At 61.2% G+C, this 26,585-nt stretch carries 26 protein-coding genes; 21 read left to right on the top strand and 5 right to left on the bottom strand.

The window, feature by feature from the left end:
• Window positions 1-38 precede the first annotated feature (38 nt).
• The 11 genes from ACFE7X_RS07080 (at window position 39) to ACFE7X_RS07030 (ending at window position 11,878) form a co-directional block, all read left to right on the top strand.
• Complete coding sequence (locus ACFE7X_RS07080) at window positions 39-1,388, top strand: 3-oxoacid CoA-transferase (RefSeq protein WP_375434971.1); 1,350 nt, start codon at window positions 39-41, stop codon at window positions 1,386-1,388.
• A 100-nt stretch (window positions 1,389-1,488) separates the two neighbouring features.
• Window positions 1,489-2,559, top strand: a complete 1,071-nt coding sequence (locus ACFE7X_RS07075; protein WP_375434970.1) for a maleylacetate reductase — start codon at window positions 1,489-1,491, stop codon at window positions 2,557-2,559.
• A gap of 454 nt (window positions 2,560-3,013) precedes the next feature.
• Complete coding sequence (locus ACFE7X_RS07070; protein WP_375434969.1) at window positions 3,014-3,679, top strand: hydrolase; 666 nt, start codon at window positions 3,014-3,016, stop codon at window positions 3,677-3,679.
• Window positions 3,680-3,745: 66 nt separating this feature from the next.
• A complete protein-coding gene (locus ACFE7X_RS07065) occupies window positions 3,746-5,656 on the top strand; it encodes an amidohydrolase (protein ID WP_375434968.1) in 1,911 nt (636 codons plus the stop codon).
• 69 nt (window positions 5,657-5,725) lie between these two features.
• Window positions 5,726-6,163: a DoxX family protein gene (locus tag ACFE7X_RS07060; RefSeq protein ID WP_375434967.1), complete on the top strand. Its 438-nt coding sequence runs from the start codon at window positions 5,726-5,728 to the stop codon at window positions 6,161-6,163.
• Window positions 6,164-6,188: 25 nt separating this feature from the next.
• Window positions 6,189-6,866, top strand: a complete 678-nt coding sequence (locus ACFE7X_RS07055) for a YoaK family protein (RefSeq protein WP_375434966.1) — start codon at window positions 6,189-6,191, stop codon at window positions 6,864-6,866.
• A 24-nt stretch (window positions 6,867-6,890) separates the two neighbouring features.
• Window positions 6,891-8,333 (top strand): alginate export family protein, encoded by a 1,443-nt coding sequence (locus ACFE7X_RS07050; protein WP_375434965.1) that lies wholly within the window; start codon window positions 6,891-6,893, stop codon window positions 8,331-8,333.
• A 61-nt stretch (window positions 8,334-8,394) separates the two neighbouring features.
• Entirely contained in the window at window positions 8,395-8,634 is a 240-nt protein-coding gene (locus ACFE7X_RS07045; protein WP_375434964.1) for a hypothetical protein, read from the top strand.
• A gap of 63 nt (window positions 8,635-8,697) precedes the next feature.
• Window positions 8,698-10,500, top strand: a complete 1,803-nt coding sequence (locus ACFE7X_RS07040) for an amidohydrolase (RefSeq protein WP_375434963.1) — start codon at window positions 8,698-8,700, stop codon at window positions 10,498-10,500.
• Window positions 10,501-10,703: 203 nt separating this feature from the next.
• The gene (locus ACFE7X_RS07035) at window positions 10,704-10,964 is read left to right on the top strand and encodes an acyl carrier protein (RefSeq protein ID WP_375434962.1); all 261 of its coding nucleotides are present in this window, start codon (window positions 10,704-10,706) and stop codon (window positions 10,962-10,964) included.
• Between the two features lie 203 nt (window positions 10,965-11,167).
• A complete protein-coding gene (locus tag ACFE7X_RS07030; protein WP_375434961.1) occupies window positions 11,168-11,878 on the top strand; it encodes a pirin family protein in 711 nt (236 codons plus the stop codon).
• 48 nt (window positions 11,879-11,926) lie between these two features.
• Here the strand turns inward: ACFE7X_RS07030 and ACFE7X_RS07025 are convergent, their stop codons facing one another.
• Entirely contained in the window at window positions 11,927-12,178 is a 252-nt protein-coding gene (locus ACFE7X_RS07025; protein ID WP_375434960.1) for an OsmC family protein, read from the bottom strand.
• Window positions 12,175-12,327, bottom strand: coding sequence for a hypothetical protein (locus ACFE7X_RS07020; RefSeq protein WP_375434959.1), 153 nt, complete (start codon window positions 12,325-12,327; stop codon window positions 12,175-12,177). Before ACFE7X_RS07020 ends, ACFE7X_RS07025 begins: the two co-directional genes overlap by 4 nt.
• A 140-nt stretch (window positions 12,328-12,467) precedes the next feature.
• Here ACFE7X_RS07020 and ACFE7X_RS07015 point away from each other — a divergent pair, with 140 nt between their 5' ends.
• Entirely contained in the window at window positions 12,468-13,163 is a 696-nt protein-coding gene (locus ACFE7X_RS07015; protein WP_375434958.1) for a RibD family protein, read from the top strand.
• A 16-nt stretch (window positions 13,164-13,179) separates the two neighbouring features.
• Here ACFE7X_RS07015 and ACFE7X_RS07010 read toward each other — a convergent pair whose 3' ends face one another.
• The gene (locus ACFE7X_RS07010; protein WP_375434957.1) at window positions 13,180-14,076 is read right to left on the bottom strand and encodes a helix-turn-helix domain-containing protein; all 897 of its coding nucleotides are present in this window, start codon (window positions 14,074-14,076) and stop codon (window positions 13,180-13,182) included.
• A gap of 252 nt (window positions 14,077-14,328) precedes the next feature.
• Between ACFE7X_RS07010 and ACFE7X_RS07005 the strand changes: the two genes are divergently transcribed.
• The 9 genes from ACFE7X_RS07005 (at window position 14,329) to ACFE7X_RS06965 (ending at window position 23,003) form a co-directional block, all read left to right on the top strand.
• Complete coding sequence (locus tag ACFE7X_RS07005) at window positions 14,329-15,531, top strand: MFS transporter (RefSeq protein WP_375434956.1); 1,203 nt, start codon at window positions 14,329-14,331, stop codon at window positions 15,529-15,531.
• A 185-nt stretch (window positions 15,532-15,716) separates the two neighbouring features.
• Entirely contained in the window at window positions 15,717-16,871 is a 1,155-nt protein-coding gene (locus tag ACFE7X_RS07000; RefSeq protein ID WP_375434955.1) for an aldo/keto reductase, read from the top strand.
• 240 nt (window positions 16,872-17,111) lie between these two features.
• Window positions 17,112-18,203, top strand: a complete 1,092-nt coding sequence (locus ACFE7X_RS06995; RefSeq protein WP_375434954.1) for an aldo/keto reductase — start codon at window positions 17,112-17,114, stop codon at window positions 18,201-18,203.
• Window positions 18,204-18,370: 167 nt separating this feature from the next.
• Window positions 18,371-18,784 carry a cupin domain-containing protein gene (locus tag ACFE7X_RS06990; RefSeq protein ID WP_375434953.1) on the top strand — a complete coding sequence of 138 codons (414 nt, stop codon included), beginning with the start codon at window positions 18,371-18,373 and terminating at the stop codon, window positions 18,782-18,784.
• 90 nt (window positions 18,785-18,874) lie between these two features.
• Window positions 18,875-20,032, top strand: a complete 1,158-nt coding sequence (locus ACFE7X_RS06985) for an alcohol dehydrogenase catalytic domain-containing protein (RefSeq protein WP_375434952.1) — start codon at window positions 18,875-18,877, stop codon at window positions 20,030-20,032.
• A gap of 55 nt (window positions 20,033-20,087) precedes the next feature.
• The gene (locus tag ACFE7X_RS06980; protein WP_375434951.1) at window positions 20,088-20,813 is read left to right on the top strand and encodes a carboxymuconolactone decarboxylase family protein; all 726 of its coding nucleotides are present in this window, start codon (window positions 20,088-20,090) and stop codon (window positions 20,811-20,813) included.
• Window positions 20,814-20,963: 150 nt separating this feature from the next.
• Complete coding sequence (locus ACFE7X_RS06975) at window positions 20,964-21,464, top strand: cupin domain-containing protein (protein ID WP_375434950.1); 501 nt, start codon at window positions 20,964-20,966, stop codon at window positions 21,462-21,464.
• Window positions 21,465-21,607: 143 nt separating this feature from the next.
• Complete coding sequence (locus ACFE7X_RS06970; RefSeq protein WP_375434949.1) at window positions 21,608-22,504, top strand: helix-turn-helix domain-containing protein; 897 nt, start codon at window positions 21,608-21,610, stop codon at window positions 22,502-22,504.
• A 148-nt stretch (window positions 22,505-22,652) separates the two neighbouring features.
• Window positions 22,653-23,003 carry a putative quinol monooxygenase gene (locus ACFE7X_RS06965; RefSeq protein WP_375434948.1) on the top strand — a complete coding sequence of 117 codons (351 nt, stop codon included), beginning with the start codon at window positions 22,653-22,655 and terminating at the stop codon, window positions 23,001-23,003.
• Between the two features lie 118 nt (window positions 23,004-23,121).
• Here ACFE7X_RS06965 and ACFE7X_RS06960 read toward each other — a convergent pair whose 3' ends face one another.
• A complete protein-coding gene (locus ACFE7X_RS06960; protein ID WP_375434947.1) occupies window positions 23,122-23,925 on the bottom strand; it encodes a glucose 1-dehydrogenase in 804 nt (267 codons plus the stop codon).
• A complete protein-coding gene (locus tag ACFE7X_RS06955) occupies window positions 23,903-25,909 on the bottom strand; it encodes a pyrroloquinoline quinone-dependent dehydrogenase (protein ID WP_375434946.1) in 2,007 nt (668 codons plus the stop codon). The genes ACFE7X_RS06960 and ACFE7X_RS06955 overlap by 23 nt, the downstream gene beginning before the upstream one ends.
• Window positions 25,910-26,585 lie beyond the last annotated feature (676 nt).

Raw genomic sequence — 26,585 nt, 5'->3', positions numbered from 1 at the left:
CCCCTCTTCTTCACTCCATTAAGCTTTTTAAATAGTTTATGAAACAGGTACCCCAGCTTACGGCGGAAGCCGCCGCTGCCCTCGTGCAGGATGGCGACACGCTGCTGCAGGGCGGTTTTGGGATGACCGGCAACCCCGTGCACCTGATGCACGCGCTGGCCGAAACCGGCACGCGCAACCTCACTTTTGTGGGCAACAACGTGGGCGAGCCGGGCATCGGCGGGGGGCGCCTGCTGCGCAACGGCCAGATTAAAAAGATGATTGGCTCGTTCTTCACCAGCAACCCCGATGCCGTGGCCGCTGCGCAATCCGGAGCCGTGGCGTACGAGCTGCTCCCGCAGGGCTCGCTGGCCGAAGCCATCCGGGCGGGCGGGGCGGGCATCGGCGGGTTTTACACGCCCACGGCCGCCGGCACGCTCATTGCCGAAGGCCAGGAAACCAAGGTGCTGGACGGGGTGACGCAGGTGTTCGTCAAAGGCATCCGGGGCAACGTGGCCTTCATCCGGGCCTGGCGGGCCGATACGGCCGGCAACCTCACCTACCGCATGACGGAGCAGAACTTCAACCGGGCCATGGCCACGGCGGCCGACCTGGTGATTGCCGAAGTAGAAGAAATCGTGCCCGTGGGCGAGCTGGACCCCAACCACATCCACACGCCCGGCTGCTTCGTCGACTACCTGGTGGTGGCCCAGCTCACGGCCGCCGACCTGGGCACCTCCGCCTCGGTGGGCAGCGCCCGGCGCGTCGACGAGGCCCGCCTGCACATGGCCCGCCGCGCCCTGGCCGAGCTACAACCCGGCAACGTGGTGAACCTGGGCATTGGCATTCCCACGCTGGTAGCCGACCTCATCACGCCCGAAGACGGCCTCATTTTGCACACCGAAAACGGGATGCTGGGCGTGGGCCCCGCCCCGGCCGACGGGGGCGGGGCCCTCGACTACCCCGTCAACGCGGGCAAGGTGCCCGTCACGGCCCTACCCGGCAGCTCGTATTTCGACAGCGCCGACTCGTTTGGCATGATTCGGGGCCGGCACGTGGACGTGGCCATCATGGGCGGCCTGGAGGTGGACGAGGCCGCCAACCTGGCCAACTGGGCCGTGCCGGGCAAGCCCCTGCTGGGTGTGGGCGGCGCCATGGACCTGGCCTCGGGCGCCAAGAAGCTCATCATCACCCTCACCCATACCAACCCCGATGGTAGCTCCAAAATAGTGCCCGCCTGCACCTTGCCTGTCACCGCTTTTGGGGCCGTCGACCTGCTTATTACCGAGCTGGCGGTATTTGCCTACCCCGACCAGCAGCTAACCCTGATAGAACTGATGCCCGGCGCCACCCTGGCGGAAGTACGCGCCAAAACCACCGCTGCTTTTCGGGAACAGCTTACGCATTAGCCTGTAAAACAATTTATTAGTCCGGCCGTGCCAGCAGCAGTTGGCCGGCGGGGCGGGCAGCTTCGGCCCGCCTGTACACGTTTTCCCTTCTTGATATATCATGCAAACCCTTCACTTTGTGTACGAGGCGCTGCCGGGCCGGATTGTGTTTGGCGCGGGCGCAGTCGACCAGCTGGCCGACGAAGTCAAGCGGCTGAACGGCCAGCGGGTGCTGGGCCTGTGTGAGGCCGCGCACCAAGCTCAGTTTGCCGAGCTGCTGCGCCCGCTGGGTGCGCAGCTGGCCGGTATTTTTGCCGAAGTGGCCCCGCACGTCCCCATCGCCACGGTGGAGCGCGCCCGCGCCCAGGCCCGGGTACTAGCCGCCGACTGCCTGGTGACGTTTGGGGGCGGCTCGGCCACGGGCCTGGGCAAAGCCGTGGCCCTGGAAACGGGCCTGCCGATTCTGGCCATTCCGACCACCTACGCGGGCTCCGAGATGACCCCCATCTACGGCATCACCAGCGAGGGGCAGAAGCGCACCGGCCGCTCGCTCGCCGTGCTGCCCCGCACCGTTATTTATGACCCGCGCCTCACGCTGGGCCTGCCCCCCACCGAAACGGGCCCCAGCGGCCTGAACGCGCTGGCTCACTGCGTGGAGGCCATGTATGCCCAGGCGGCCAACCCCGTCACGTCCAGCCTGGCCGAGGAAGGCGTGCGGGTGCTGTACCAGGACCTGCCGCTGGCCGTGGCCCAGCCCACCGACGAGGCCGGCCGGGGAGCCGTGCTCTACGGGGCCTACCTGGCGGGCACCGCGCTGGCCGCCGTGGGCATGGCCCTGCACCACCGCATCTGCCACGTGCTGGGCGGCACCTTCGGGCTGGGCCACGGCCAGGCCAACGCCGTCATTCTGCCGCACGTCGTGCAGTACAATGCCGCTTACATTCCGGACGCCATGCAGCGCCTGCGCCGGGCCCTGGCTACCGACGACCCGGCCGGCACGCTATTCGATTTCAACCAGCGCATCAACAACCCCGTCAGCCTTCAGGAGCTGGGTATGCACGAAGCGGACCTGGAGCGGGTCCTCCAGCTTACGCTTGACCCACCCGGCTATAACCCCCGGCCCGTGGAGGCGGCCAGCCTGCGAGCGTTGTTGCGACACGCGTTTTACGGGAACCGGCCGGCGAGCTTGTAGGCTAGGCCCTCAGCGCCGTTGAATTCAACGGGACCCGCCGGCAGGGTTGCCACGCTGCCAAACGTCCCGGCAAGCACACACGCGGCTAGCATCGCGTGAACCCGAAGAGCAAGGGAGGCGGCTCTCCCCACGTCTCAAAGCATAACCTGCCAAGGCTGAAACAGCCAGCAGCCTTCTGTCAATTCAACAGGCAGAAGCCAGCGGTTTCCACCGGGCTTTACCGCACTCCAAGGGCTGCTTCGCCCGCTTACCGGTCCCTGATTCTTGTCTGGCCAGAGGAGGAACTGGTCTAATCCCGAAACGAGACATACCCACCCGTGATTAGGACATATCATGGGCCGGATAAGCGGTAACTACCCAATGCTCTACGGTGTCTTAAGGGCACATTCACTAATTGGGTCGCCTAAAGTGGCCAAGTCCCTTTTCATTTTCTCATCCCTAACCATCTCACTACATGAAACCGTCCCCCCTTCTGCTCGCCCCCGATAACCACTCGTTGGTGCTGATTGACTACGAAGGCCAAATGGGCTTTGCTACCAAAAGCATCAATATGGCCGAGCTGCGCGACAACACGGCCCTGATTGCCGGCGCCTCCCGCATCTTCAACGTGCCCACCATTGTCACGACCGTGGCCGAGGAAAGCTTCAGCGGGCCGGTGTTCCCCGAAATTGAGGAGTTCTATCCGCAGGCGACGTCCAATTACCTGGACCGCACGTCAATGAACACCTGGGAGGACGAAGGCGCGTACCGCGCCATCACCGGCCTGGGCAAGAAGCGCATCGTGATGGCCGGGCTCTGGACCAGCGTGTGTATTGTCGGCCCGGCCTTGTCGGCGCTGCACGAAGGCTACGAGGTGTACGTGGTGGCCGATGCCTGCGGCGATGTGTCGGCCGAGGCCCATGAGCGCGCCATGGAGCGCATGATTCACGCCGGCGTGCGCCCGGTAACGGCCATGCAGTACCTGCTGGAGCTGCAGCGCGACTGGGCCCGCACCGAAACCTACGCAGCGGTGACCTCGCTGGCCGTGAAGTACGGCGGCGCCTACGGGTTGGGCATTCAGTACGCCTCGCGCATGCTGCATCACGCCACGGCGGAGGCAGAACCTGCTCCAAAGGCCTAAAGTGATGGGGCGGGTCTGGCAACAGGCCCGCCTTTTACTTTCCCCTTCATCCTCTTATTCATAATCATGAGTCCTTCCCTGATTTTATACAATGCGAAGATTCACACGGTGGATGCCGCGCAGCCCACGGCCACGGCCGTAGCCATCGGAAACGGCAAGTTTGTGGCCGTGGGCGACGACGCCACCATCATGCAGCTCGCGGGCGAGGGCACGCAGCTCATCGACGTGCAGCAGAAGCGCATGATTCCGGGACTGAACGACTCGCACATTCACCTCATCCGGGGCGGGCTCAACTACAACCTGGAGCTGCGCTGGGACGGCGTGCCCTCCCTGGCCGACGCCATGCGCCTGCTGGCCGCGCAGGTGGCCCGCACCCCCACCCCGCAGTGGGTGCGCGTGGTGGGCGGCTGGACCGAACAGCAGTTTGCCGAAAAGCGCATGCCCACGCTCGACGAAATCAACGCCATTGCGCCCGACACGCCGGTGTTCATCATGCACCTCTACGACCGGGCTTTGCTCAACCGGGCCGCGCTGCGCGCCGTGGGCTACACCCGCGACACACCAGCACCTCCCGGCGGCCTGATTGAGAAGGACAGCCGCGGCGAGCCCACGGGCCTGATGCTGGCCACGCCCAACGCCATGATTCTGTATTCGACCCTGGCCAAGGGACCCAAGCTGGGCTTCGAGTACCAGGTTAATTCCAGCCGGCACTTCATGCGCGAGCTCAACCGCTTTGGCCTGACGAGCGTGATTGACGCGGGCGGTGGCTTCCAGAATTTCCCCGACGACTACGAGGTTATCAAGGAGCTCAACGACAAGAAGCAGCTCACGGTGCGCATTGCCTACAACCTGTTCACGCAGCGCCCCAAGCAGGAATACGAGGACTTCGACGCCTGGACCAAGTCGGTGAAACTGTACCAGGGCGACGACATGTACCGCCACAACGGGGCCGGCGAAATGCTGGTGTTCTCGGCCGCCGACTTCGAGGATTTCCTGCAGCCCCGGCCCGATTTGCCCGATAACATGGACGCCGAGCTAGAGCGGGTGGTGCGCCTGCTAGTGGAAAACCGCTGGCCTTTCCGCCTGCACGCCACCTACAACGAAAGCATCACGCGCTTTCTGAATGTGTTCGAGAAAATCAACCAGGACGTGCCCTTCAACGGCCTGCCCTGGATATTTGACCACGCCGAAACCATCGACGAGCGCAACATCGACCGGGTGAAAGCCCTCGGTGGCGGCATTGCCGTGCAGGACCGCATGGCCTTCCAGGGTGAGTACTTCACGGAGCGCTACGGCGCCGAAGCTGCGCAGCACACGCCCCCCATCAAGCGCATGCTGGAAACCGGCGTGCCCGTGGGCGCCGGTACCGACGCCACCCGCGTAAGCAGCTATAACCCCTGGGTGGCGCTCTACTGGATGACCGCCGGCAAGACCATGGGCGGCCTGCGCATCTACTCCGACGAAACCCGCCTGAGCCGCGAAACGGCCCTGGAGCTGTATACCCGCGGCAGCGCCTGGTTCTCGAACGAGCAGGAGAAAAAGGGCAGCATCAAGGTCGGCATGCTAGCCGACTTGACGGTGCTCGACCAGGACTACTTTACGGTGGACGAAGCGGTTATCAAGGAAATTGAAGCGGAGCTGACCATCGTAGGCGGCAACATCGTGTACGCCAAGGGCGGCTTTGGCGGCTTTGGTCCCGAGCCGCTGCCCATCCTGCCCGACTGGTCGCCCACGGCCCTGCAAAACGGCTACTACCCCGCCAACCCCGCTTACCGCGTCCCCGCAGGCCGGCCGGCCACGGCGGTAAATTCGGCCGCAGCGGCGGCTCAGCACCAGCTGCTCACGCAGGTGCATTGCTGCGCCGGCAGCTGCGACGTGCACGGCCACGCCCACGATAATGCGCGGCTCAGCAACGTGCCCACAACAAACTACACGGCTTTCTGGGGCGCCCTGGGCTGCTCCTGCTTTGCCTTCTAGCGGATTAACAAGCGGCCAAGAGCCCATTCGGCCTTGGCTGCTTTGCTTCCTCTTGCAACCCCACTATCCATGCTCGACCTCCTAAAAACACTGCTTTACTCCGACGCCGGCAGCTCCCTTAACAACTGGGCGCTGCTCGGTTTCCGGGTACTGCTGGCCGTGGAGCTGTTCCGGGTGCACGGGCTGCCCAAGTTTCGGCCACAGGCTGGGGCGCCGGCCGAGGCCGTTCCCAACCCACTGGGGTTGCCGGTGCGCCTCAACCAGCTGGTCGCTACCCTATCCGATACCGTGGTTCCGGTGCTGGTTGTCCTCGGCGTGGCGACCCGTCTGGCCGTGCTGCCCACGCTGGGCGTGACGGCGGTGGGCTACTTTGTGGTACACCGCAATGATTCGGCAGTCGTGCGCGACGTGCCTTACATGTACACGCTGTGCTTTCTGCTGGTGCTGCTACTCGGGCCCGGTACGATTTCCGTGGACCACTATCTCTGGTCCTGGCTGAGCCGTTAAGGCAGCTTTGCATTTTCCCTAGACTATGAATAACAACCAAATGCTGAGCCTGACCCTGCTGCTGACGCTGGTGGCGGGCTACTGCGATACGGTGACCTTCCTAGCCGCCGACGAGCTGTTCTCGGCCCACGTGACGGGCAACTTCATCGTCTTTGCCTACCACCTGGTGCAGGACGCCTCCACGGCGAATTGGTCGAAGCTGCTGAGCTTTCCGGTATTTATCGCGGCCGTGGCCACCGGGCGGTGGGTGGCCAACACCTTTACCAGCCGCTACGCCATGCTGGGCGTGGCCGGGGTGTTGCTGCTGGTCAGCGGAGCCCTGGTGTTATTTTTGCAGTACAACGGGAGAATTTTGCCTTCTGGAATTCATTGGGCGGCCATGTTGGTGGTGTTCGCCATGGGGATGCAGAATGCGTTTGGCCGCCTCTTCGCCAAGGAAACGTATGGGCCCACCACGGTGATGACCGGCAACGTCACGCAAGCCACGCTGGATATCGCCGCCCGGCTCACGGGTCCGGCTGAAACAGCCGGTAAAGGCGTGCCCATCCGGGTGCAGCTGCTGGTCATTGGTGCCTTTCTGCTGGGTTGCCTGAGCGGCGCGCTGGTCGCTCGCCAGTTCGGTTTGTGGCCCGTGGCGCTGGCTGGGCTGGTGCTACTAGTGGTGGCCGCCCGCAAGCCGGCGGCCGTGCCGGTCAAGGCCTGAGGTATGGCGGCGTCCCCGAACCCGTTGCGCTCATCGTATCAGCTATTGCCCAGCCGCGGATGTGCCGGGCTGCTGGGCTGGCTGGCTTGGCTACTGCTCCGGGGTAGTAGCGCGCAGGGACAGGTCCCTGCGGCGGCGGCGCCCCCGGAGTTCGAGCAGTTGCGCGCGGAGGAAGATTACCGCTACCTGGCCAACCCTGATTCGGCAGTGCGCCCCAGCGTGTTTGACCCGCTGAAGTTTATCGCGCTTTCGTCTACCAACAAGAGCTACCTGACGCTGGGCGGGGAAGTCCGGCAGCAGTACGAGTACTTCCATAATACGAACTGGGGCGAAGGCCCCGAGGACAACAACGGCTATCTGCTGCAGCGCTACGTGGGCCATGCCGACCTGCACCTGGGGCTTCACGTCCGCTTTTTTAGCCAATTTAAAAGCGGGATTGCGACGGGCAAACGTGGCGGACCGGAGCCGCCCGACGAGGACCGGTTGGATGTTCACCAGGCCTTTGTTGACTTCGCCACGCGGGAGGACAGCGCGGCGCTGACGTTGCGGCTGGGCCGGCAGGAAATGAGCTACGGTTCCTCCCGCCTGGTTTCCGTGCGCGAGGGTCCCAACGTGCGACAGACCTTCGACGGCGGCCGCCTTATCTGGCAGCTGCCGCGCTGGCGGGTAGATGGGTTCGTGACCCGGCCCGTGACCACGGAGCGCGGCTTATTCGACGACCGGCCGAACCCGGACCAGTGGTTTTGGGGCGTGTACGGCGCACGTTCCCTGCCCAAGCTCCAGGGGGGGCTGGATGTGTACTACTTTGGTTTTGCCAATAATGCAGCTGAGTTTGCGCAGGGCCTGGGGCGGGAGCGCCGGCATTCGGTGGGGGCCCGGTACTGGAGTCAAGCCGGGTCCTTTCGCTTCAACGCCGAGGCCGTTTACCAGTTTGGGCAGTTTGACCAGGGCCGGATTCAGGCGGCCACGGCCTCGGCGGAGCTGGAATATGACCCGCCCGCGCTACCGCTGCACCCTCACTTCTCGTTGCGCACGGAGGCGATTAGCGGGGACCGAGACTCGGCCCAAGCCAGCTTGCAGACCTTTAATCCGCTCTTCCCCAAGGGCGCCTACTTCGGGCAAGTAGCCTTGATTGGGCCAGCGAATCTGCTCGACCTGCATCCGATTGTGGTCCTGCGGCCCCTGGCCACGCCGGATGTGACGCTGACCGTCGACTGGGTGTTTTTCTGGCGCGCCAGCCGCGCCGACGGGCTTTACACCGTGCCCTACGTCCTGACCCGTTCCCCTAGCGGGGCCCCATCCCGCTACATTGGCGACCAGCGCACCATCGAGGTGGCGTGGCAGGTAAACCGTCACTTCACGGCGGAGCTGTTCGTGACGTATTTCCGCGCCGGCCCCTTTCTGCGCGAGTCGGGCACCGGGCGCAACCTGACCTACGTGGCCCCACGCCTGACCTTCCTTTTTTAAGCGCTTACGGCGGCAGCTCTGATGAGCGGGGCACTAGCTGTACTCCTTTTCTCATTTTGCCATGATGCTGCCTGGCTCTCACCGCAAGTTTTCCAAACTCAAGTTGTTTTTGTTGAACTGGGCCTGCGTTTTACCGCTGGTACTGCTCTTGGAGACGGGCGCGAAGTGGGTCCTGCACGTTTTGCGCTTACCTGAGTCAGTGCTCCCATTTATTGTCACGGGACTGCTCACTTTTGCCACCGTGTATTTCATCGGGCCCTGGCTGGAGCGCACGTTTCGCTCCTGGCTTACGAAGCCCTGATTCAGGGCCGCCGTTTCCACTTTGTGCCTGCCTGTCTGCCCCTTAATTTCCTGATTTACTTCTATGCGCTTGCCTCTCCTAAGTAGTCTGCCAGCCATGCTGTTGACAGCCGCCGCACCGGCACTGGCACAGCCGAATGCCGCCCCGGTTGCCCCGGCCGAGCTGATTATTCGCAACGGCCGCTTTGTGACGCTCGATGAGCGCCGTGCCAGTGCGGTGGCCGTGGCCATTCGGGGCGGGCGCTTCGTGCGCGTGGGCTCGGAGGCGGAAGTGCTTCAGCTCCGAGGCCCCCAGACCCGCGTGCTCGACGCCGGGGGCCGCACCGTGGTGCCGGGGCTCAACGACTCGCACACCCACGTTATCCGGGGCGGGCGCTTCTTCAACACCGAGCTGCGCTGGGACGGCGTGAAGAGCCTGCGCCAGGGCCTGGGCATGGTGCGCGAGCAGGTGCGGCGCACCCCGCCCGGCCAGTGGGTGAAGGTGGTGGGCGGCTGGAGCGAGTTTCAGTTTGCCGAAAAGCGCAACCCAACCTTAGCCGAGCTGAACGCCATTTCGGCCGAGGTACCCATCTTCGTCCTGCACCTCTACGGCCGTGCCTGGCTCAACAAGGCCGCGCTCAAGGCAGCGGGCATTACCCGCGACTCGCCCAACCCGCCCGGCAGCGTGATTGAAAAAGACGCGCAAGGTGAGCCCACCGGCCTGCTGCTGGCCACGCCCAATGCCCAACTGCTCTACGCCACCAACGCCAAAAGCCCGCCTCCTTCGTTTGCCGAACAGGTGAACTCGACCCGGCAGTTTATGCGCGACCTCAACCGCTTTGGCTTGACGAGCGTCGTGGATGCAGGCGGCGGCTTCCAGGCTTTCCCCGAGGACTACGTCGTAGCCGACACGCTGGCCCGGCGCGGGCAGCTCACCCTGCGGATGCCCTACTACCTATTTGCGCAAAAGGCCGGCCGCGAGTACCAAGACTACGTGCAGTGGGTGGCTAGCCAGCCCCGCGGCCCCCAGTCCGATGACGAAGGGCATCATTATTACCTGGATGGCGGCGGCGAAAACCTGGTTTCCTCGGCCGCCGATTTCGAGAATTTTGAGCAAGCCCGGCCCGAGCTCAAGGCGGAGATGGAAGCGGAGTTAAAGCAGGTGCTCACGCTGCTGGTGAGCAAACGCTGGCCCTTCCGCCTGCACGCCACCTACGACGAGAGCATCTCGCGTTTTCTGACGGTGCTCGAAGACGTCAACCGCAGCACGCCCTTCAATGGCCTGCGCTGGTACTTCGACCACGCCGAAACCATCTCCGACCGCAACCTGGCCCGCGTCAAAGCCCTGGGCGGCGGCATTGCCATTCAGAACCGCATGGCTTTCCAGGGCGAAACCTTTGTGCGGCGCTATGGCGCGGCGGCGGCAGCCCAGGCCCCACCGGTGAGGAAAATGCTGGCCCAGGGTTTGCCCGTGGCCATGGGCACCGACGCCACTCGCGTGAGTAGCTACAACCCCTGGGTGGCACTACACTGGCTCGTGAGCGGGCAGACCCTGGGCGGCACCGTGCTCTACCCGCCCGCCAACCGCCTAGACCGCCGCACCGCCCTGCAGCTGTACACCGTCGGCAGCGCCCGCCTCACGGGCGAAGACACGGTGAAGGGCCGCATTAAGGAGGGCTATTATGCCGATTTGGCCGTGCTCTCTGCCGACTACCTGACCGTGCCCGAAGCCCGGATACCCGCCATTGAGGCCCTGCTGACGGTGGTGAACGGCAAAGTCGTGTACGGGGCCGGGCCTTTCGCCCGCCTGGCGCCGCAGCCGGAGCCGGTCAGCCCGGCCTGGTCGCCAGCGGCTTACTATAACGGGTGGGGCGGGACTAAAAAGTAAGCTCGGCTACTTGGCCTGCGCTTGCTGTACCCACCCCTTGCCCTGCTCTGACGATGGTATTTTGCTTAATGTTAAAGAATAATGGTTTGTCAAAAAAACAATGTACCTACATAAAATGTAGGTACATTGTTTTTTTGATTAAGTTTGTATCATAAGAGCCGACCTGGAAAGCTCAGTGTCATCGCAACTCCTTTTTAACCGCCATGATTTCTTCAACTTCTCACCCCGCAGCTATTACCCGGGAGGTACGGCATATTATCAGCCAACGCAAGCACATTCAGCTGCGGCGGCTCCAGCCATCAACTTCCCTGGCGGGCGAGCTAGGCTTGGATACCGTTGACGTGGTAGATATCATCTTGGCCCTGGAGCGCCGCTTTCACCTCACCATTCCCGACGAAGTGCCCCTACAGACGGTTGGTGACTTGGTCGGCTACGTGAGCAGTTACCGGCCTGCTTCGGCCTAGCCTTTCCTATCTTCTTTACTTCGCAGGCAGTATACCAACTGCAAACGTCAAAAACGGTAGCAGAAACCGATGCGCGCCTTATAACTAGGCAACTAGTTCTTCAAGGCCCACACAAGCATGAGGTTCTACTGCTCTAGTTTGCCCGGCCACCCTGTCCCGGCTTTCACACACTGTGATTTTACTCACTAATAACCTGTCATAACATGAAATTTAGCATCACCCGCGCCAACGAGCGCGGCACCAAGGACATCGGCTGGCTGAAAAGCAACTTCACGTTCAGCTTCAGCTCCTACGCTAACCCGGAGCGCAACGGCTTTGGTCTGCTGCGCACCTTCAACGACGACTTCGTGGAGCCCGGCAAAGGATTTGGGATTCACCCACATGCCAACATGGAAATCATCTCGGTGATGCTGGCCGGCAGCATGAACCACATCGACTCGCTCGGCTATAAGGAGGTGGTGCACAAGGACTGGGTGCAAATCATGAGCGCCGGCACGGGCCTGCGCCACGAAGAGTACAACGTGGGCGACGATGACGTGAACTTCCTGCAAATCTGGATTGAGCCCAAGCAGCAGAACATCACCCCACGCTACCAGCGCCGCCAGTTTCCCGAAGAAAAGCGGGCCAACCAGCTGACCACCGTGGTGAGCAACGAGGAAGGCCAGGCCCACTGCTGGATAAATCAAAACGCCAAGCTCTCCCTGGGCTACTATGAGGCGCCCCAAACGGTAGAGTACAGCTTTGCGCCCCTGAACAAGGCCCTGTTTCTGTTTGTCATCAGCGGCAGTGTATCCGTCGAGGGGCAAATCATCGGTACGCGCGACAGCATCGGATTCTGGGAAACGGGTCAGGTGAGCCTGGCGTGCGCGGCCGACACGCGGTTCCTGCTCATTGAGGCGCCCATTAATGCCTAGACGGTAACCTGCGGCCGACCGTGTGCTGCCCGGAACCTGGGCACGGGCTTACTCGGCCAGGCGGGGGGTAATGGTCACGGCTGGGGCCAGCGTTTTATGGATGGGGCACTGCTCGGATACCTTCAGCAGGCGCTGGCGCTGGTCGGGGCTTAGCTCTCCGTGCAGGTGCAGTTCCCACTCTAGTAAGGTTATGACGTGCCGTTCATCCAGCACGAAGGAAACCACGGCTTCCACCTCCTGCAGCGGCCACTGCTTGCGGGCGGCGTACATCCGCACGGTAATGCAGGTGCAGGCGCTCAAGGCCGCCGCAGCAACTCGCTGGGGGTGGGGCCTTGCGTTTGCCCGCCTTGCTCGCGCGTTGCGTCGGCTACCAGGGTGTGACCCTGCTCCAGCAGTAAGTCGGTGCGATATGGTTCATCGGTGCCGCTGCGGCCGTGTATCGTGGGCATAAACAAAGGTATAAAAGGGGAACAGCTGGTTTGAACTTCAAGCTCATGGCATTGCCCGCAAGACGGCCAGAACCGCTAAAAAGGCTTATTTATAATCACCAAGGCATCAGCCGGCTTCCATCATACTGAGAAATCCAAGTATGAAACCTCACGTAATCTGCCACATGGTGGCCTCGCTCGACGGTCGCATCATCACCAAGCGCTGGGGCGAGAAGCCGAACACGAAAGCCTACGAAACCACGGCGGCCCACTTCGATGCCCAAGCCTGGCTGTGCGGGCGCGTCACGTTTGAAAAGGATTTCACCGGTGGCCTGGCACCTGACGTGCAGCCCGGCGCCACCGTGCCCGACCGCCACGACTTCGTGGCCGACGCGGCCGCCACCTCCTTTGCCATAGCCGTCGACGCCCACGGCAAGCTGGGCTGGAAATCGGCCTACATTGATGAGGACCACATTGTGGTCGTGCTCAGTGAGCAAGTCAGCGACGAGTTTCTGGCCTACCTGCGCCGGCAGGGCGTGTCCTATAGTTTTGGCGGCGCCCTGGAGCTGGATTTCGCGCTGGTCCTGGAAAAGTTAAGTCAGCTATTCCCCATCCAAACCATTCTGCTGGAAGGCGGCGGCCACCTCAACGGCTCGCTGCTCAAGGCCGGCCTGGTCGATGAGCTGAGCCTGTTGCAGTACCCCGTGCTGGATGGGGCCGCCAGCTCCGCCGCGGTGTTTGAGCAGGGCGAGCAGGGCGAGCAGGGCGAGCAGGGCGAGCAGGGCGAGCAGCCCGGCCCAGCTGCGCCTCAAGCACGTGGAGCAGCTGCCCGACGGCCTGGTGTGGCTGCGCTATGACGTGGCCGGGCGCTAGCTAATTCAGGCTTCGGTAGTCATTTGGCGAATAGCCCGTCACCTTTTTGAAGGCCCGGGTAAAGTGCTGCGGGTACTTAAACCCCAGCTCGTAGCCAATCTCGCTGACCAGTTTGCGCGAACCCAGCACCCGGTCCTTGGCAATGTTGATAATCTTGAGCTGGATGTATTCCTGCGCCGATTTGCCCGTCTCTTTTTTGATTAAATCGCCAAAGTAGTTCGGCGACAGGTTCATCTGTTCGGCGAAATAACTGACCGCCGGCAGGCCGTGCAGCTGCGGGCTATCCGACTTAAAGTAGTCACTCAATAGACTCTCGAATCTCCCCAAAATCCCCTTGTTGACGTCATTGCGGGTGATGAACTGCCGGTCGTAAAACCGGACGCAGTAGTTGAGAAACAGCTCGATGTTGGTGACGATAAGGGTCCGGCTGTGCTTGTCAATCGACTGCTGCAGCTCGTATTCGATTTTGGTGAAGCAGTCCAGCACCACTTTTCGCTCCTTTTCGGAAAGGTGGAGGGCCTCCCGGACATTGTAGCTGAAAAAGGCGTAGTCGTCTATCGTCCGGCCCAGCGAAGTGCCGTGAATCAGGTCGGGATGAAACAGCAGCCCGTAGCCCTGGGGCTTGTACCCTTTGGTGGTTTCAATGGTCAGCGCCTGGCCGGGGGCAAAAAACACCAAAGTTCGGTCCTGGTAGTCGTAGGTGTCGCGGCCGTACTTGATGTTGCCGCATTGGATGTCCTTGAGAAACATGGCGTAAAAGCCGAACCGCATCCAGGGCGCATAATCCAGCGGCTGGGTCTCGGTGAAATCGATGACGCTGACCAGTGGGTGCAGGTTTTCGTGGTGGTGAAAAGCATCATACGCACTCACCGTATCGAATTGCAGAATGTCGTCCATAGCGTTTGGTAATTGACTACTACAAAGTTAGGCGACCCAGGCAGCCGGCAAGGGTTGGCTTCGGAAATCAGTAAAGATGGTAGGGGAATCCGTAACTGGTATAAGAATTTCGGGATGAAGTGACGGGAACTTTGCAGGGCAAATCGGAGGGAAGGCAAATGCAGCCGGGCAGGTGAAGGAGCAGCCCGGTTAGCTGTGACCCAATCCTATTGCAGCATTCCCTCCCTCACTACATCCGAAAACCACTGCGGAATGAAAAAAATAGCATATGCCGGCTGCCTGGGCGTCATCGGTATCATTAGTACCGAGTTTGGTATCATCGGGGTCCTGCCGCAAGTCGCCGACCATTATCACATCAGCATTGACCACGCCGGGTACCTGCTCAGTGCCTTTGCCCTGACCATTTTTCTGACGGGCCCTTTCATGGTCCTGTTCACCTCGGGCCTAAACCGGAAAAAGATGATGATGGCCGTCATCTCCCTCTTTCTGGTCAGCAACATCGTGTCGGCCTTCGCCCCGCCGTTCTGGCTGCTGCTCGTGTTCCGGGTAATTCCGGCCTTCTTGCACCCGGTGTTTTTCTCCGCCGCCATCGGGGCCGTGATAAAATCCGCCAAGCCCGGCGAGCAGCACAAGCTGATGGGCATTGTCATCGGTGGCATCGCCGTGTCGCAGGTGAGCATCATCCCGCTTTCTTCGTACCTGGCTAGCTTGTATGGGTGGCAAATCAGCTTTGTGGTCCAAAGCATTATCAGCCTTATTGCCATTGCTGGCATTGCCCTCTTCATTCCGGACATGCCGGTCACGGAAAAGAAGTCGTACGGCAGCCAGCTGGTCATCCTCAAAAAGCCCACGTTCCTCATCAGCGTGGCCCTGAACGTCTTCCTGATTGCGGCCTGGTTTTCCTCCTACAGCTACTTCGCCGATTACCTGGGCAAGGCCAAGGGGATGACCCCGCAGCAAATCAGCTACATGCTGCTGCTTTTTGGCATAACCGGCGTGGTTGCCAACTGGCTGGCCGGGCGGCTACTGGCCAAAAATGTCCCCCTGACCACGGCCTTCTTCCTGCTGGGGACCATTGCATTGCCCCTCATCCTGTCCTATTCGGGCAATAATTTCACGGTCCAGATAGCCGTCATCGCCTTTTGGGGCATCATGTACGGCCCCTGTTTCCTCACCGCCATTTCATATATGATTCAGGCGGCCCCCGATGCCCCGGAATTCGCCAACAGCCTGCAGTCCTCCTTCGGCAACCTCGGGGTTTCGCTGGGCACGGCCATTGGTGGCTGGTTTATCGCCACCCAGGGCATCACAAACCTGCCCTGGGTAGGGGCCGCCTTCGGGGTCCTGGCTCTGGCCATGATGGGGTGGCGCGGGACTTTAGACCGGGCCTCATCCCAAGCGGATAGACCCCAGCTTCAAGCCGATAGCGCGCAGCCACAGGTCGTGCTTCACTAGCTGGAGCAGGAAACCACAGGATGACTTCGCCAGGCTGGACGGATAGCACCGGGGCATCGAAGACTGGCGGGTTAAAGATGGATGGAAGCCAAACATCAATATGCCAACAGCTTTTGCCCGCTCATCTGCCTCCCTGTTTACCGAAAGGCTGGTTCCTACCATAAGCTGCTTTAAAACCCAGAAATATGTTTAACGAAACAGAAAACATCAATCTGTCCGCCGCTGGCGCCGCCGACCGCCGCCACTTCCTCAAGGTCGGGGCCACGCTGGGAGCAGCCCTGCTCGCCGCGCCGGCCTTTGGCGCAGCCCTGCCCGGACAACTGGCCACGCCTGGAGCTGAGTGCTTCGGCCCTGCGGCCAGCCTCCAGCGCCGAACGCTGGGAACCGGGAAAAACCGCCTCGATGTATCGGCGCTGGGCTTGGGCTGCATGGGGATGAACCATAACCGCGGTATTAATCCGGCCCGGCAGGTAATGGTCGCCTTGATTCGCCAGGCGTTTGAGCAAGGCGTGACGTTTTTTGACACGGCGGAAGTGTACCGCTTTGGTCCTAAAATAAATGAAGAGCTGGTTGGGGAAGCCGTGGCCCCTATGCGAAAGAATGTTGTTGTCGCGACCAAATTCGGGCACGAAATTCAGGATGCGAAAGCGGTGGGCTTGAACAGCCAGCCCAAGCATATTCGCGAAGTGGTGGAGCAGTCGCTCAAGCGGCTTAAAACCGATACCATTGACCTCTTATACCAACACCGTCTGGACCCTAAGGTGCCGATTGAGGACGTGGCCGGAACGGTGAAAGACTTAATCAAAGAAGGAAAAGTCAAGCATTACGGGCTTTGTGAAGTAGACGCCGCTACGATTCGGCGGGCCCACGCCGTGCATCCGCTGACCGCTATTCAAAGCGAGTATCATTTGTTGTGGCGGCAACCAGAAGTAGATGTGTTCCCAACCTTGCAGGAACTGGGCATCGGCTTCGTGGCCTACAGCCCGCTGAGCCGGGGGTATCTGAGTGGGGCGATGAACGGAGAAACCACGTTCTACGCGGCCAACGATAACCGCTCGGAGCTGCCTCGCTACACGCCGGAAGCAATGAGGCGGAACATGGCTTTTGTGAAGGTGCTTATCGATTTTGGTCACCTCCGAGGACTGACTCCCGCGCAAGTTGCCTTGGGGCATATGCTGGCCCAAAAGCCCTGGATTGTTCCCATTCCCGGAACTACCAAGCTAGCGCATTTGCAGGAAAACCTAGGGGCACTCGACCTGCCGTTTACCCCGCAGGACCTTCAGCAACTGGATGCCGCCCTTGCCAAGATTACCATTTACGGCGAGCGGGGAAGTAAATAGTCTTGGGTATTACCTGCGTGAGTTGCCATGACCCCAGGCAAAGTGCTGGCTGTCCTGCGCCAACCAACCTAGCAGCAGACATCTAACCATCTTTCGACTAGCGGCCTTGCTCTTGCTTTGCGTAATAGCCGGCGGCGCGAAGCCCCGTCATCTAGCCTGGACATTACTGTCCGTAACAGAAAACAAGCAATGCCATGGCACTTCCTTTAATAAGCCAGCGCACCTAACAAAGGAAACCCTATGATGAAGTATCGCAAACTTGGTAAGACCGGTATTGTCGTTTCGGAGCTCGCACTTGGCACGATGTACTTTGGCGATGAGACCCCGGAAGCTGACGCCTTTGCCATTCTCGACGGCTTTGTGGAGGCGGGCGGCACGCTCATTGATACTTCCGACGTCTACGTGGGCAGCGTGGCCGAGCAGGTCCTTGGCCGCTGGCGGGCCGCCCGGCCCCGCGACCTCACCGACCGGGTGGTGATGACCACCAAAGGCCGGTTCGGCGGCGGCACCGACCCCAATGGCGCGGGCCTGTCCCGGCGCCATTTGCACCGGGCGCTCGACGCCTCGCTTAAACGCCTCGGGGTCGAGACGGTCGACCTCTACCAGCTGCACGCCTCGGACATGCAAACGCCCGTGGAAGAAACCTTGTCGTTCCTGGACGACGCCGTGCGGGCCGGCAAGATTCACTACGTGGGCTTGTCCAACTGCACCGGCTGGCAGGTTCAGCTGATGGTTTCCACCGCGCAGGCCATGGGGGTGCAAGTGCCGGTCAGCCTGCAAGCCCAATACAGCTTGTTGTCCCGCGAGATTGAGTGGGAAATTATCCCCGCCGCGCGACACAACGGCCTGAGCCTGCTGCCCTGGTCGCCGCTGGCCGGGGGCTTTCTGGCGGGCAAATACCAACGGGGCAGCACGCCCACCGCGGACACGCGCGCGGGTTCGCAAAAGGACCTGTACCAGTGGGTGTCGGCCGACTATGCGAAATCAGACCGCAACTGGCGCACCATCGACACGGTGGTGCGCATCGCCAAGGAAATCGGCGCGACGCCGACCCAGGTGGCCCTGCGGTGGCTGGCTGACCGGTTGGGGGTAGCGGCGCCCATTTTTGGCGCTCGCACCATCGCCCAGCTGCACGAAAATCTGGGAGCCACGGAGCTCGTCTTGAGTGCCAAAGCCACCCAGGCGTTGGAAGCCGTGAGTGCCCCTCAGGCCGGGGGCTACCCCTATGGCCGGTTTGGGGAGTGGCAGCGCGAGCGGTGGCTGCAAGACGGCACGCCCGCGCCCGTGCCCGTCATGGCCGGTGGGTCGGCCCATCCGCTCGGACAAGGCTAGGGTTCTGCCCCGCCACGGAGCAGAAGAACGAGGCGCTGCGGTAGCGCCACCTGTTTGATTTCTATAGGAAGCTGTTTGATTTCCATTTTCCGCCCCTGCCGGGCTGGGGGACCTTTGTATTGCGTAGTGCAAGCGGCACTACTGCCTCATCCTAAGCCTCAAACGCCATGAGCGACCAAGCCGAAACCCCGAAATTCCCAACCGCTGCCACGCTGAACTCGGCCGACACCTTCACCGGGTCGGCCTGGGTAAGCCTGCTGGTGGACCCCAAAAATCCCACGGACTGCTCGCTAGGCTACGTCACTTTCGAGCCGGGCGCCCGCAACAACTGGCACTCGCACCCCGCCGGCCAACTCCTGATTGCAACGGCCGGAGCCGGCTATTACCAGGAAAAAGGGCAGCCCGCCCAATTGCTCCGCGCCGGTGAGGCCGTGAGCATTGGCCCTGGCGTGGTGCATTGGCACGGCGCCACCAAGACCAGCCTATTCGCCCACTACGCCATCAATCCCAACGTCAGCCAGGGTATTGCGGACTGGGGCACTCCCGTCACGGACGAGGAATACCAGACCGCGCACGCCTAGCGGCTTCCGGGCCGCTCATCGCCACCGCGCCGGCGCTCGTGCCGGAGCCGCCTACCCCCTGGCCCAACCTCCCTCCACTCAACCTTCGCTATGATGATGCAACGACGCAGTTTTCTGAAGCAAACCGGCATGGCCGGCACCGCCACGCTGGTGCTGGGCAACCTGCCCTCGATGGTGCTGGCCGCGCCCCCGAAAAACATCGCGGCCCGGGGCTACGCCGCCCGCGACAAGTCGGGCAAGCTCAGCCCCTGGACCTTCGAGCGCCGCCCGGTGGGCGACAACGACATCCTTATCGACGTCAAATTCAGCAGCATCTGTCATTCCGACATCCACCAGATGCGCGGGGATTGGGGGCCGCAGCAGTACCCCCAGGTACCCGGCCACGAAATTGTGGGCATTGTCAAAGCCGTGGGCAAAAGCGTGACGAAATTTAAAGTGGGCGACCGGGCCGGCGTGGGCTGCATGGTCGACAGCTGCCTGCGCTGCGCGAGCTGTCAGGAGGGGCTGGAACAGCACTGCGACCACAACGCCACCGTGTTTACCTATGGCACGCCGGAGAAGACGTCTCCTTCCGGCATCACCCAGGGCGGCTATGCCTCGAACATCGTGGTGCGGGACCATTTCGCCGTTCATATCCCGGACCACATTAGCCTGGAGCAGGCCGCCCCCTTGCTGTGTGCCGGCATTACCACGTATTCGCCCCTAATGCGGGCGAAATTCAAGCAGGGCGATAAAGTAGGCGTGGCCGGTATTGGCGGCCTGGGTCACCTGGCCGTCAAATTAGCCGTGGCCAAAGGGGCCGAGGTGTACGCCTTTACCACGTCGCCGGATAAGGTCAAGGACATCCTGGCTTTTGGCGCGAAGCAGGTCATTGTGGTCGACGACTTGAGCAAGCTGCTCCCGTACAAAGGCACGCTGGATTACATGATTGCGACGATTCCGGCGCAATACGACGTGGCCGCCTACGCCGCCGTTGTGAAACGGGACGGCTTCTACACCCAGGTGGGCATGCCAGTCGGTTTTAACCTGACGGTCAGCAACATCGGCCTGGCTGGTAGCCGGGTCAATTTTAATGCCTCGCTCATTGGCGGCATCCCCGAAACGCAGGAAGTGGTGCAGTTCTGCGCCGACAACAAAATCTACCCGCAGGTGCAGGTAATTAAGGCCGGACAAATCAACGAGGCATGGGCCAGCGTCCTGGACAAGAAAGCCCGGTACCGGTTTGTGATTGATGCCTCCACCTTTTAGCCCCAAGCCGGCCGGCGAGCTGCTGGCTACGCTTTGCGCTAACTAACCCCGGCTTATGAAACGCCCTCTTGTTCTGGCAGGAGTTTACACCGCCATCCTGCTACTGTTGACCATCATGACGACCAACGCCCAGCAATCCGCGCCGCTCACCAAGCGGCAGCAGGCTATTGTCACCATTTCGGCCTTCACCGCCAAGGGCGACCTGCTCCACCTGCCCGACGCGCTGGCCCAGGGCCTCGATGCCGGCCTGACCGTAAACGAGGAAAAGGAAGTGCTGGCCCAGCTCTACGCCTACTGCGGCTTCCCCCGCAGCCTCGGCGCGCTCGACATCCTGATGAACTTGGTGGACGAGCGCAAAACCCAGGGCAAGCACGACGTGATGGGCAAGGACGCCTCGCCCATCACCAGCACCGCGCCCAAGTACGAGCGGGGCAAGCAGAACCTGGGAAAGCTCACCGGCAAGGTGGAAAAAGAGCCGACCGGCGTGAATGCCTTCGCCCCCGAAATCGACGTGTTTCTGAAAGAGCACCTGTTCGCCGACATCTTCGAGCGCGATGTGCTGACGTTTCAGGAGCGGGAGCTGGCCACGATTTCAGCATTAGTGGGCCTGGGTGGCGTAGAGCCGATGTTGCAAGCCCACCTGGGTATGGGCATGAACACCGGGCTGACGGAACCCCAACTCCGGCAAATCATGGCCCTCCATGAGGCCAGCACAGGCAAGAAAGAAGCCGACGCGGGCCGGGCTGTATTGACCAAGGCACTCAATGCAAAAGGCAAGTAACGACGCCTATAGTAAGCAGGGCACCGTTTCAAGGGTTGGGTTTGAATGCTAGCAATTCGCCCATGAAAACCTGCTGCCTTCAGGCACTGAGGCATCCTGCTATGCCGACTGGCTGACCACTCATTCCTCATGCATCCTTTTCGTCCTCACATGAAGCACATCACCCTGGCCGCCGCGGCGTTTGCCCTGCTCATCGGCCTCACGAACTACATCCCGGCCGGCCAAACAACGCCGGCCGTTGCCAAAGCAGTCCCGGCGCAGGGGCCCATTTTCCCGAAGGGCACGCGGGTACCGGCGGCTAATTTTACGGGCGTCGCCTATCTGACGCCGCTGGTGAAGGATGGCCCACCCTACAACTGCGTGATGGGCAGCGTCAGCTTCGAGCCGGGGGCGCGCAGCAACTGGCACACGCACCCCGCCGGCCAGATTCTGCTGATAACCGACGGCCTAGGCTACTACCAGGAAGAAGGCCGGCCCGTGCGCCTGTTGCACAAGGGCGACGTCATCCAGGCCCAGCCGAATGTGAAGCACTGGCACGGCGCCTCGCCCAAGCAGGCCATGACCCACATCTCCGTCAGTCCGAACTCCGACAAGGGAGTGGTGACGTGGCTGCAACCCGTCACTGATAAGGAGTACAACAACTACAAGTAGGGCTGCGATTTTCGCTGTGAGCCATGCGTAAACCGCTCCCCTACTGCCCAAGAGTGGCAACCGAAACAACTGATTTTGGAACACGTTCGTCCATTGTGGGTTTATATCGCCAGCGTCTTCTCGTACAGGCGCTAAACTCCCCTATGGCCGAACCCCTCTCCACTCCTAAGCCCGCCGTCGTCCCCCTGCTGTTTGATTCGCCCAGCAGCGAAATCAATGTGATGACCATGCAGGAGGTGCGGTGCGGCATGGCCAACTTCAACCGGCGCGACCTGTTCAAGGCTGTCCTGTTTGTCGAGGGGGCCAATGAGCTGCACTACGCCACCCGCAGCTTCATCGTCGACAAGCCCGCGCTGGTGTTCACCAACCGCCTGATTCCCTACTCGTGGGAAATCATGGAAGGCTCGGCCGAGGAGCAGGGCTACATCTGCACCTTCACCGAGACGTTCATGCTCTCGGCCATGCGCGGCGTCAGCCTGAAGGATTCGGTGCTCTACAAGGTGGACGGCAGCCCGGTCTACTTCCTCAGCGATGAGCAGCTGCGCTACCTCTCCGATGCCTTTGCCCGGATGCGCCACGACATCGATACCGACTACCCGCACAAGTACGACTTGCTGCGCAACCAGCTCTCCATTATCATTCACGAGGCCGCGCGGCTGGAGCCGGTGAGTTCCTACCCCGCCACGCCAACCAACGCGGCCGAGCGCGTGACCAACCTGTTCCTGACCCTGCTGGAATTTCAGTTTCCGATAACGAACCAGCTCCACGAGCCCATCCTGAAAAACGCGCAGGACTACGCCGACCGGCTTTCCGTGCACGTCAACAGCCTAAACCGCTCGGTGAAAGAGGTAACGGGCAAGTCCACGACCACGCACATTGCCGAGCGCTTCATCAGCGAAGCCAAATACCTCTTGCAGCACACCGGTTCAAGCGTAGGCGACATTGCCGATAGCTTGGGCTTCGAGTATGCTACGTATTTCAACAATTTCTTCAAGAAGCACACCGGTAAGGCACCGCTGGCGTTTCGCCACGCGGGCTAGCGTGGCGCTCATAATAGCTAAGTCAGGCTTATACAACACTATGCACCACCCCTGCTTTTCAGCCAACAAGCTCACAAAGGGAACCGAGAAGACTCTTCGGCTCCCCGGTCTAGTACGCGGGCTGTGGCTGGCATTTAGCCTTTTGCTTATGACTGCATCCGTATCTGGCTCCGCCGCTGCTCAGTCGCCCGCTACCGTGGTACGAATAGCTAAACTCCACATCAAGCCGGCCCAGCTAGTCAGCTACACAGCGGCGTTGAAAGAGGAAATCGAGGTCTCCGTGCGCCTCGAGCCGGGTGTGCTGAACCTGTATGCCGTAGCTGATAAGAATGACCCTGCGGCCCTCACGATTTTCGAGGTGTACGCCAGCCCCGAAGCCTATAAGGCTCATCTGAAAACCCCGCATTTCAAGAAATACAAGACGTCCACTAAGGACATGATTCAGTCGCTCGAACTTCTAGAAACAGTGCCCGTCGTTCTGGAAGCCAAATCGAAGTAAATAGGATTCAACTAAACCTGCCAACTAAGTCATTTACGCCCTTAAAAAGGGAAAGCACTGGTAGGTGCTTCCCCTTTTTAGCAATAGCAGTTCTACGCGCCGTATGTCGCTTTTACGACTAGCGTACGGTGTAGCCCCCATCGACCGCAATGGCTTGGCCGATAATAAAGCTGGCGGCCGGGCTGCACAGCCACAGTACCACGGCGGCAATTTCTTCCGGAGTACCCAATCGGTTCATGGGTACGTCTTTCAGCAGCGCTTGCATGGCCTCGGGCTCGCGGGCGACCATCTCCTCCACCATCGGCGTCGAGATGATGCCCGGGCAGATGGCGTTGATGCGAATGTTACGGGTGGCGTATTCCAGCGCGGCGCTTTTGGTGAGACCGAGCACGCCATGCTTGGAAGCGTGGTACACGGCCCGGTCGGCGATGCCGATGAGGCCGCCCATGGACGAGCAGTTGACAATCGCACCGCTGTTCTGTTCGCGCATCTGCCGCAGCTCGTACTTCATGCAGTTCCACACCCCGCGTAGGTTCACGGACATCACCTTGTCGTACTCTTCGCTGCTGGCATCGGCCGTTTCCATCACCGGGCTGTTGATGCCGGCATTATTGTAGGCGGCATCCAACCGCCCGAAGGTGGCGACGGTCTGCGCTACCATCACCTCGACAGCCTTTTCGTCTGATACATCACACTGGATGGCCAGCGCCCGGTGGCCGACGGCGAGGAGCTTAGCCACCTGTTCCACCGGCTCGTTCACGTCGGCCAGAACCACGGCGGCCCCGGCCGCGGCAAACGCTTGTGCCGCGGCTAATCCGATGCCACTACCGGCGCCGGTCACCAACGCCACTTGTCCTTTCATCGTTTTCATTCGGTTGAGAGTTGGATTTTCAGCCCGCCTACTCGGACAGGCGCAATACAATCATTTCGGCGGGCAGATTCGCCCCACCCGTGGGCACGGCAATAAATTGCTGGCCGTGTAGCAGATAAGTCATGGGCGCCCCCGTTGCGTTGCGCGGCAGCGAAACCTCGCCAATGCGCCGGCCGGTGGCTTTGTCATAAGCCACCAGCTTGGGGTCAACCACTTGAAACTGCGTGCCTGCCGTGTCGCCATGCGAGCCACCGCCCCCTTTCTTGCCTTGCAGGGCGGCTTCGCGCTGGGTCGTGCCTTCCTGCGCCGTGATGAGCAGCGTTTTGGTGAGCAGTACATGCGTGCGGGCCGAGCGTCCCAAGGGCGGGAGCTTCAGCTTTTTCAGGGCCGGAATTTGCTGGGCCAGGTCACCCATGGGAGCCATCCAGCGCTGGTCGCCGGTATTCATGTCAATGGCCGTCATGCGGCCGTAGGGCGGCTTCCACAGCGGGATGCCGTCTTGCAGGGTAGGAAGCGCGTTGGCGCTGCCCTGGTAGCCCGCACCGGGCACCGTGGCGGGCTTGAGGGTAACCTGCTGGGCCAGCGTGTTCGAAGGCACGTACAGGGTCGCCGTCTCGGGGTCGAAGGCCGCGCCGGCCCAGCTCGCCCCGCCCGCGGTGCCGGGCATCAGAATTGTGGGCTTGTCCAGGGCCGGAGGCGTAAAGAGCGGTCCGTAGTTGTATTTGCGGATGATAGCCCGTGCCGAGTCGCGCAAGGCCGGCGTGAAATCCACCAAGTCGTTGTCCGTCAGGCCCTGCCGATCAATAGGGGCGGGCTTGGTCGGGAAGGGCTGTGTGGCCGATGAGTGCTCGCCGGGCACCGTCGACTGCGGCACGGGGCGCTCCACGATGTCCCAGACGGGCTTGCCTGTCACCCGGTCGAACACATACACGAAGCCCTGCTTGCTGACCTGCGCCACCGCTTTCACCGGCTTACCGTTTACGTTGATGTCGAGCAAGATAGGCGCCGCCGGCGGGTCGTAGTCCCACAGCCCGTGGTGCACGAGCTGGTAGTCCCAGGCGCGTTTGCCGGTGCGGGCGTCCAGGGCCACTAGGCTCTCGCCAAACAGCCCAGCCCCCAGGCGCTGGCCCCCGTAGTTGTCATTGGAAGGCGTGCTGCACGGCAAGTACACGTAGCCCAGGTCCTCATCCACGCTGATGGGAGCCCACACGTTGGCGCTGCCGGTGGTTTTCCAGGCGCCTTTTTCCCAGGTCTTGTTGCCGTACTCGCCCGCCTGCGGAATGGTGTGAAACTGCCACAGTTCCTTGCCGGAGCGCACGTCGAAACCCCGCACCGAGCCGGGCGGCATCACCCGCTCCACGGCCACGTCGTTCACCTTCGAGCCAACAATGAGCACATCGCGGCACACCACGGGCGGCGAAGAAACCCCGTAGAGCTTGCGCGTTATGCTATGGCCTAGCCCCTGAGCCAAATCGATGCGACCTTGGTTGCCAAAGGTTGGAATCGGCTGGCCGGTCTTGGCATTCAGGGCGATGAGGTAGCCATCACCGGTACCGAACAAAATGCGCTTATCCTCGCCGCTGGCCCAGTACATCACGCCGCGCTCCACAAAGCCGTTGTTGGCGGGCGTGCCGTTTTTCCAGGTTTCCGGGTCGTACACCCACAGCCGCTTGCCGGTCTCGGCATCGAGCGCCACCGCCTGCGACATTGAGGTGCTCAGGTAAAGCACTCCTTCCACCATCAGGGGGGTTGTTTCCCAGGCCCAGCTTTTCAGCTCGGGGTGGGCGGCGGTAATCTCCTGCTCTACCGAACGCCACGTCCAGGCAATGTGCAGGCGCTTGAAGTTAGTGGAGTCAATCTGGGTGAGGGACGAGTATTTCGAGCTTCCTTTGTCGCCGGCATAGTGGCGCCACTCCGTCGCCGGGTCTTTGCCCATCTGCGCATGGCCAGGGGCCACAGGCAGCGCCGCCAACGCCCCCAGCACCAGCCAGGTGCGCGCGTGGCGATGCAGGTATTGTTCAGGCAGTAAATTCATCCTCCTTCTGGTTTCTTAGTGAATGTGAGCACTCCCCTAGCGCTGGGGCAACCACCAATCGGCTAGTGTTAGCAGGGGCAAAGGTCTTTTAGCCCTTCCCCTGCTACTAACGATTATCAAACCGCTTCTTAAGAATTTCAAACCAATTCGGACGGCCAAGCACGAATTTCTCGGTCGAAAGGTCCGGATACGTGGGCCACCCTGATTCAACACTTCCCTTAGGGTTCCAGCTCAAACATCTTGGTCTACCCCACGGCAAGTTCACGTTCCTGTCTTGTCCTGGAATAAGTTGATAAATCTGATAACCGTTAATCTATTTCAGGAAAGGTACTCGGGCTTGGTGCTTCGTAAATTGAGCGTTTCCATAGACAAAACTCCAGACACCATACAGCCAGTATAACCGCTGATTATTCGTCCTACACTGACGTCCGATAAATCAATGTCTTGCTATCCACTTATTTGCTGACTTACCTAGACCTAATAAAGAGTCCTTACTAACTGTGTCTGGGCAAGCAAGTACAGCAACACCTAACAGGTTACAGAGTAATAATCGGTTATCCTCTTCAGGTTTGGGGCACCCCTTTGCTTGATCTAGCCCTGTAAGCGTTTGTTGTGGGTGCTTACCCTAAAGCACTAGCCGAGATTAGCGTGCCGTCGAGTAGTAGTTGGAGAGCAT

This window comes from uncultured Hymenobacter sp. (genome assembly GCF_964242765.1).
Taxonomy (GTDB): Bacteria; Bacteroidota; Bacteroidia; order Cytophagales; family Hymenobacteraceae; genus Hymenobacter.
This window is presented reverse-complemented; position numbering and strand designations above follow the sequence as displayed.

Bases quoted from the DNA above. Each gene is read 5' to 3' on its own strand.
- ACFE7X_RS07010 (WP_375434957.1), bottom strand. From the start codon at position 14,076: ATGGACGACATTCTGCAATTCGATACGGTGAGTGCGTATGATGCTTTT.
- ACFE7X_RS07005 (WP_375434956.1), top strand. From the start codon at position 14,329: ATGAAAAAAATAGCATATGCCGGCTGCCTGGGCGTCATCGGTATCATT.
- ACFE7X_RS06980 (WP_375434951.1), top strand. From the start codon at position 20,088: ATGAAACGCCCTCTTGTTCTGGCAGGAGTTTACACCGCCATCCTGCTA.
- ACFE7X_RS07075 (WP_375434970.1), top strand. From the start codon at position 1,489: ATGCAAACCCTTCACTTTGTGTACGAGGCGCTGCCGGGCCGGATTGTG.
- ACFE7X_RS07040 (WP_375434963.1), top strand. From the start codon at position 8,698: ATGCGCTTGCCTCTCCTAAGTAGTCTGCCAGCCATGCTGTTGACAGCC.
- ACFE7X_RS07000 (WP_375434955.1), top strand. From the start codon at position 15,717: ATGTTTAACGAAACAGAAAACATCAATCTGTCCGCCGCTGGCGCCGCC.
- ACFE7X_RS06975 (WP_375434950.1), top strand. From the start codon at position 20,964: ATGAAGCACATCACCCTGGCCGCCGCGGCGTTTGCCCTGCTCATCGGC.
- ACFE7X_RS06965 (WP_375434948.1), top strand. From the start codon at position 22,653: ATGACTGCATCCGTATCTGGCTCCGCCGCTGCTCAGTCGCCCGCTACC.
- ACFE7X_RS07065 (WP_375434968.1), top strand. From the start codon at position 3,746: ATGAGTCCTTCCCTGATTTTATACAATGCGAAGATTCACACGGTGGAT.
- ACFE7X_RS06955 (WP_375434946.1), bottom strand. From the start codon at position 25,909: ATGAATTTACTGCCTGAACAATACCTGCATCGCCACGCGCGCACCTGG.
- ACFE7X_RS07035 (WP_375434962.1), top strand. From the start codon at position 10,704: ATGATTTCTTCAACTTCTCACCCCGCAGCTATTACCCGGGAGGTACGG.
- ACFE7X_RS06985 (WP_375434952.1), top strand. From the start codon at position 18,875: ATGATGATGCAACGACGCAGTTTTCTGAAGCAAACCGGCATGGCCGGC.
- ACFE7X_RS07055 (WP_375434966.1), top strand. From the start codon at position 6,189: ATGAATAACAACCAAATGCTGAGCCTGACCCTGCTGCTGACGCTGGTG.
- ACFE7X_RS07080 (WP_375434971.1), top strand. From the start codon at position 39: ATGAAACAGGTACCCCAGCTTACGGCGGAAGCCGCCGCTGCCCTCGTG.
- ACFE7X_RS07060 (WP_375434967.1), top strand. From the start codon at position 5,726: ATGCTCGACCTCCTAAAAACACTGCTTTACTCCGACGCCGGCAGCTCC.
- ACFE7X_RS07030 (WP_375434961.1), top strand. From the start codon at position 11,168: ATGAAATTTAGCATCACCCGCGCCAACGAGCGCGGCACCAAGGACATC.
- ACFE7X_RS07015 (WP_375434958.1), top strand. From the start codon at position 12,468: ATGAAACCTCACGTAATCTGCCACATGGTGGCCTCGCTCGACGGTCGC.
- ACFE7X_RS07020 (WP_375434959.1), bottom strand. From the start codon at position 12,327: ATGCCCACGATACACGGCCGCAGCGGCACCGATGAACCATATCGCACC.
- ACFE7X_RS06995 (WP_375434954.1), top strand. From the start codon at position 17,112: ATGATGAAGTATCGCAAACTTGGTAAGACCGGTATTGTCGTTTCGGAG.
- ACFE7X_RS07045 (WP_375434964.1), top strand. From the start codon at position 8,395: ATGATGCTGCCTGGCTCTCACCGCAAGTTTTCCAAACTCAAGTTGTTT.
- ACFE7X_RS06990 (WP_375434953.1), top strand. From the start codon at position 18,371: ATGAGCGACCAAGCCGAAACCCCGAAATTCCCAACCGCTGCCACGCTG.
- ACFE7X_RS06970 (WP_375434949.1), top strand. From the start codon at position 21,608: ATGGCCGAACCCCTCTCCACTCCTAAGCCCGCCGTCGTCCCCCTGCTG.
- ACFE7X_RS07070 (WP_375434969.1), top strand. From the start codon at position 3,014: ATGAAACCGTCCCCCCTTCTGCTCGCCCCCGATAACCACTCGTTGGTG.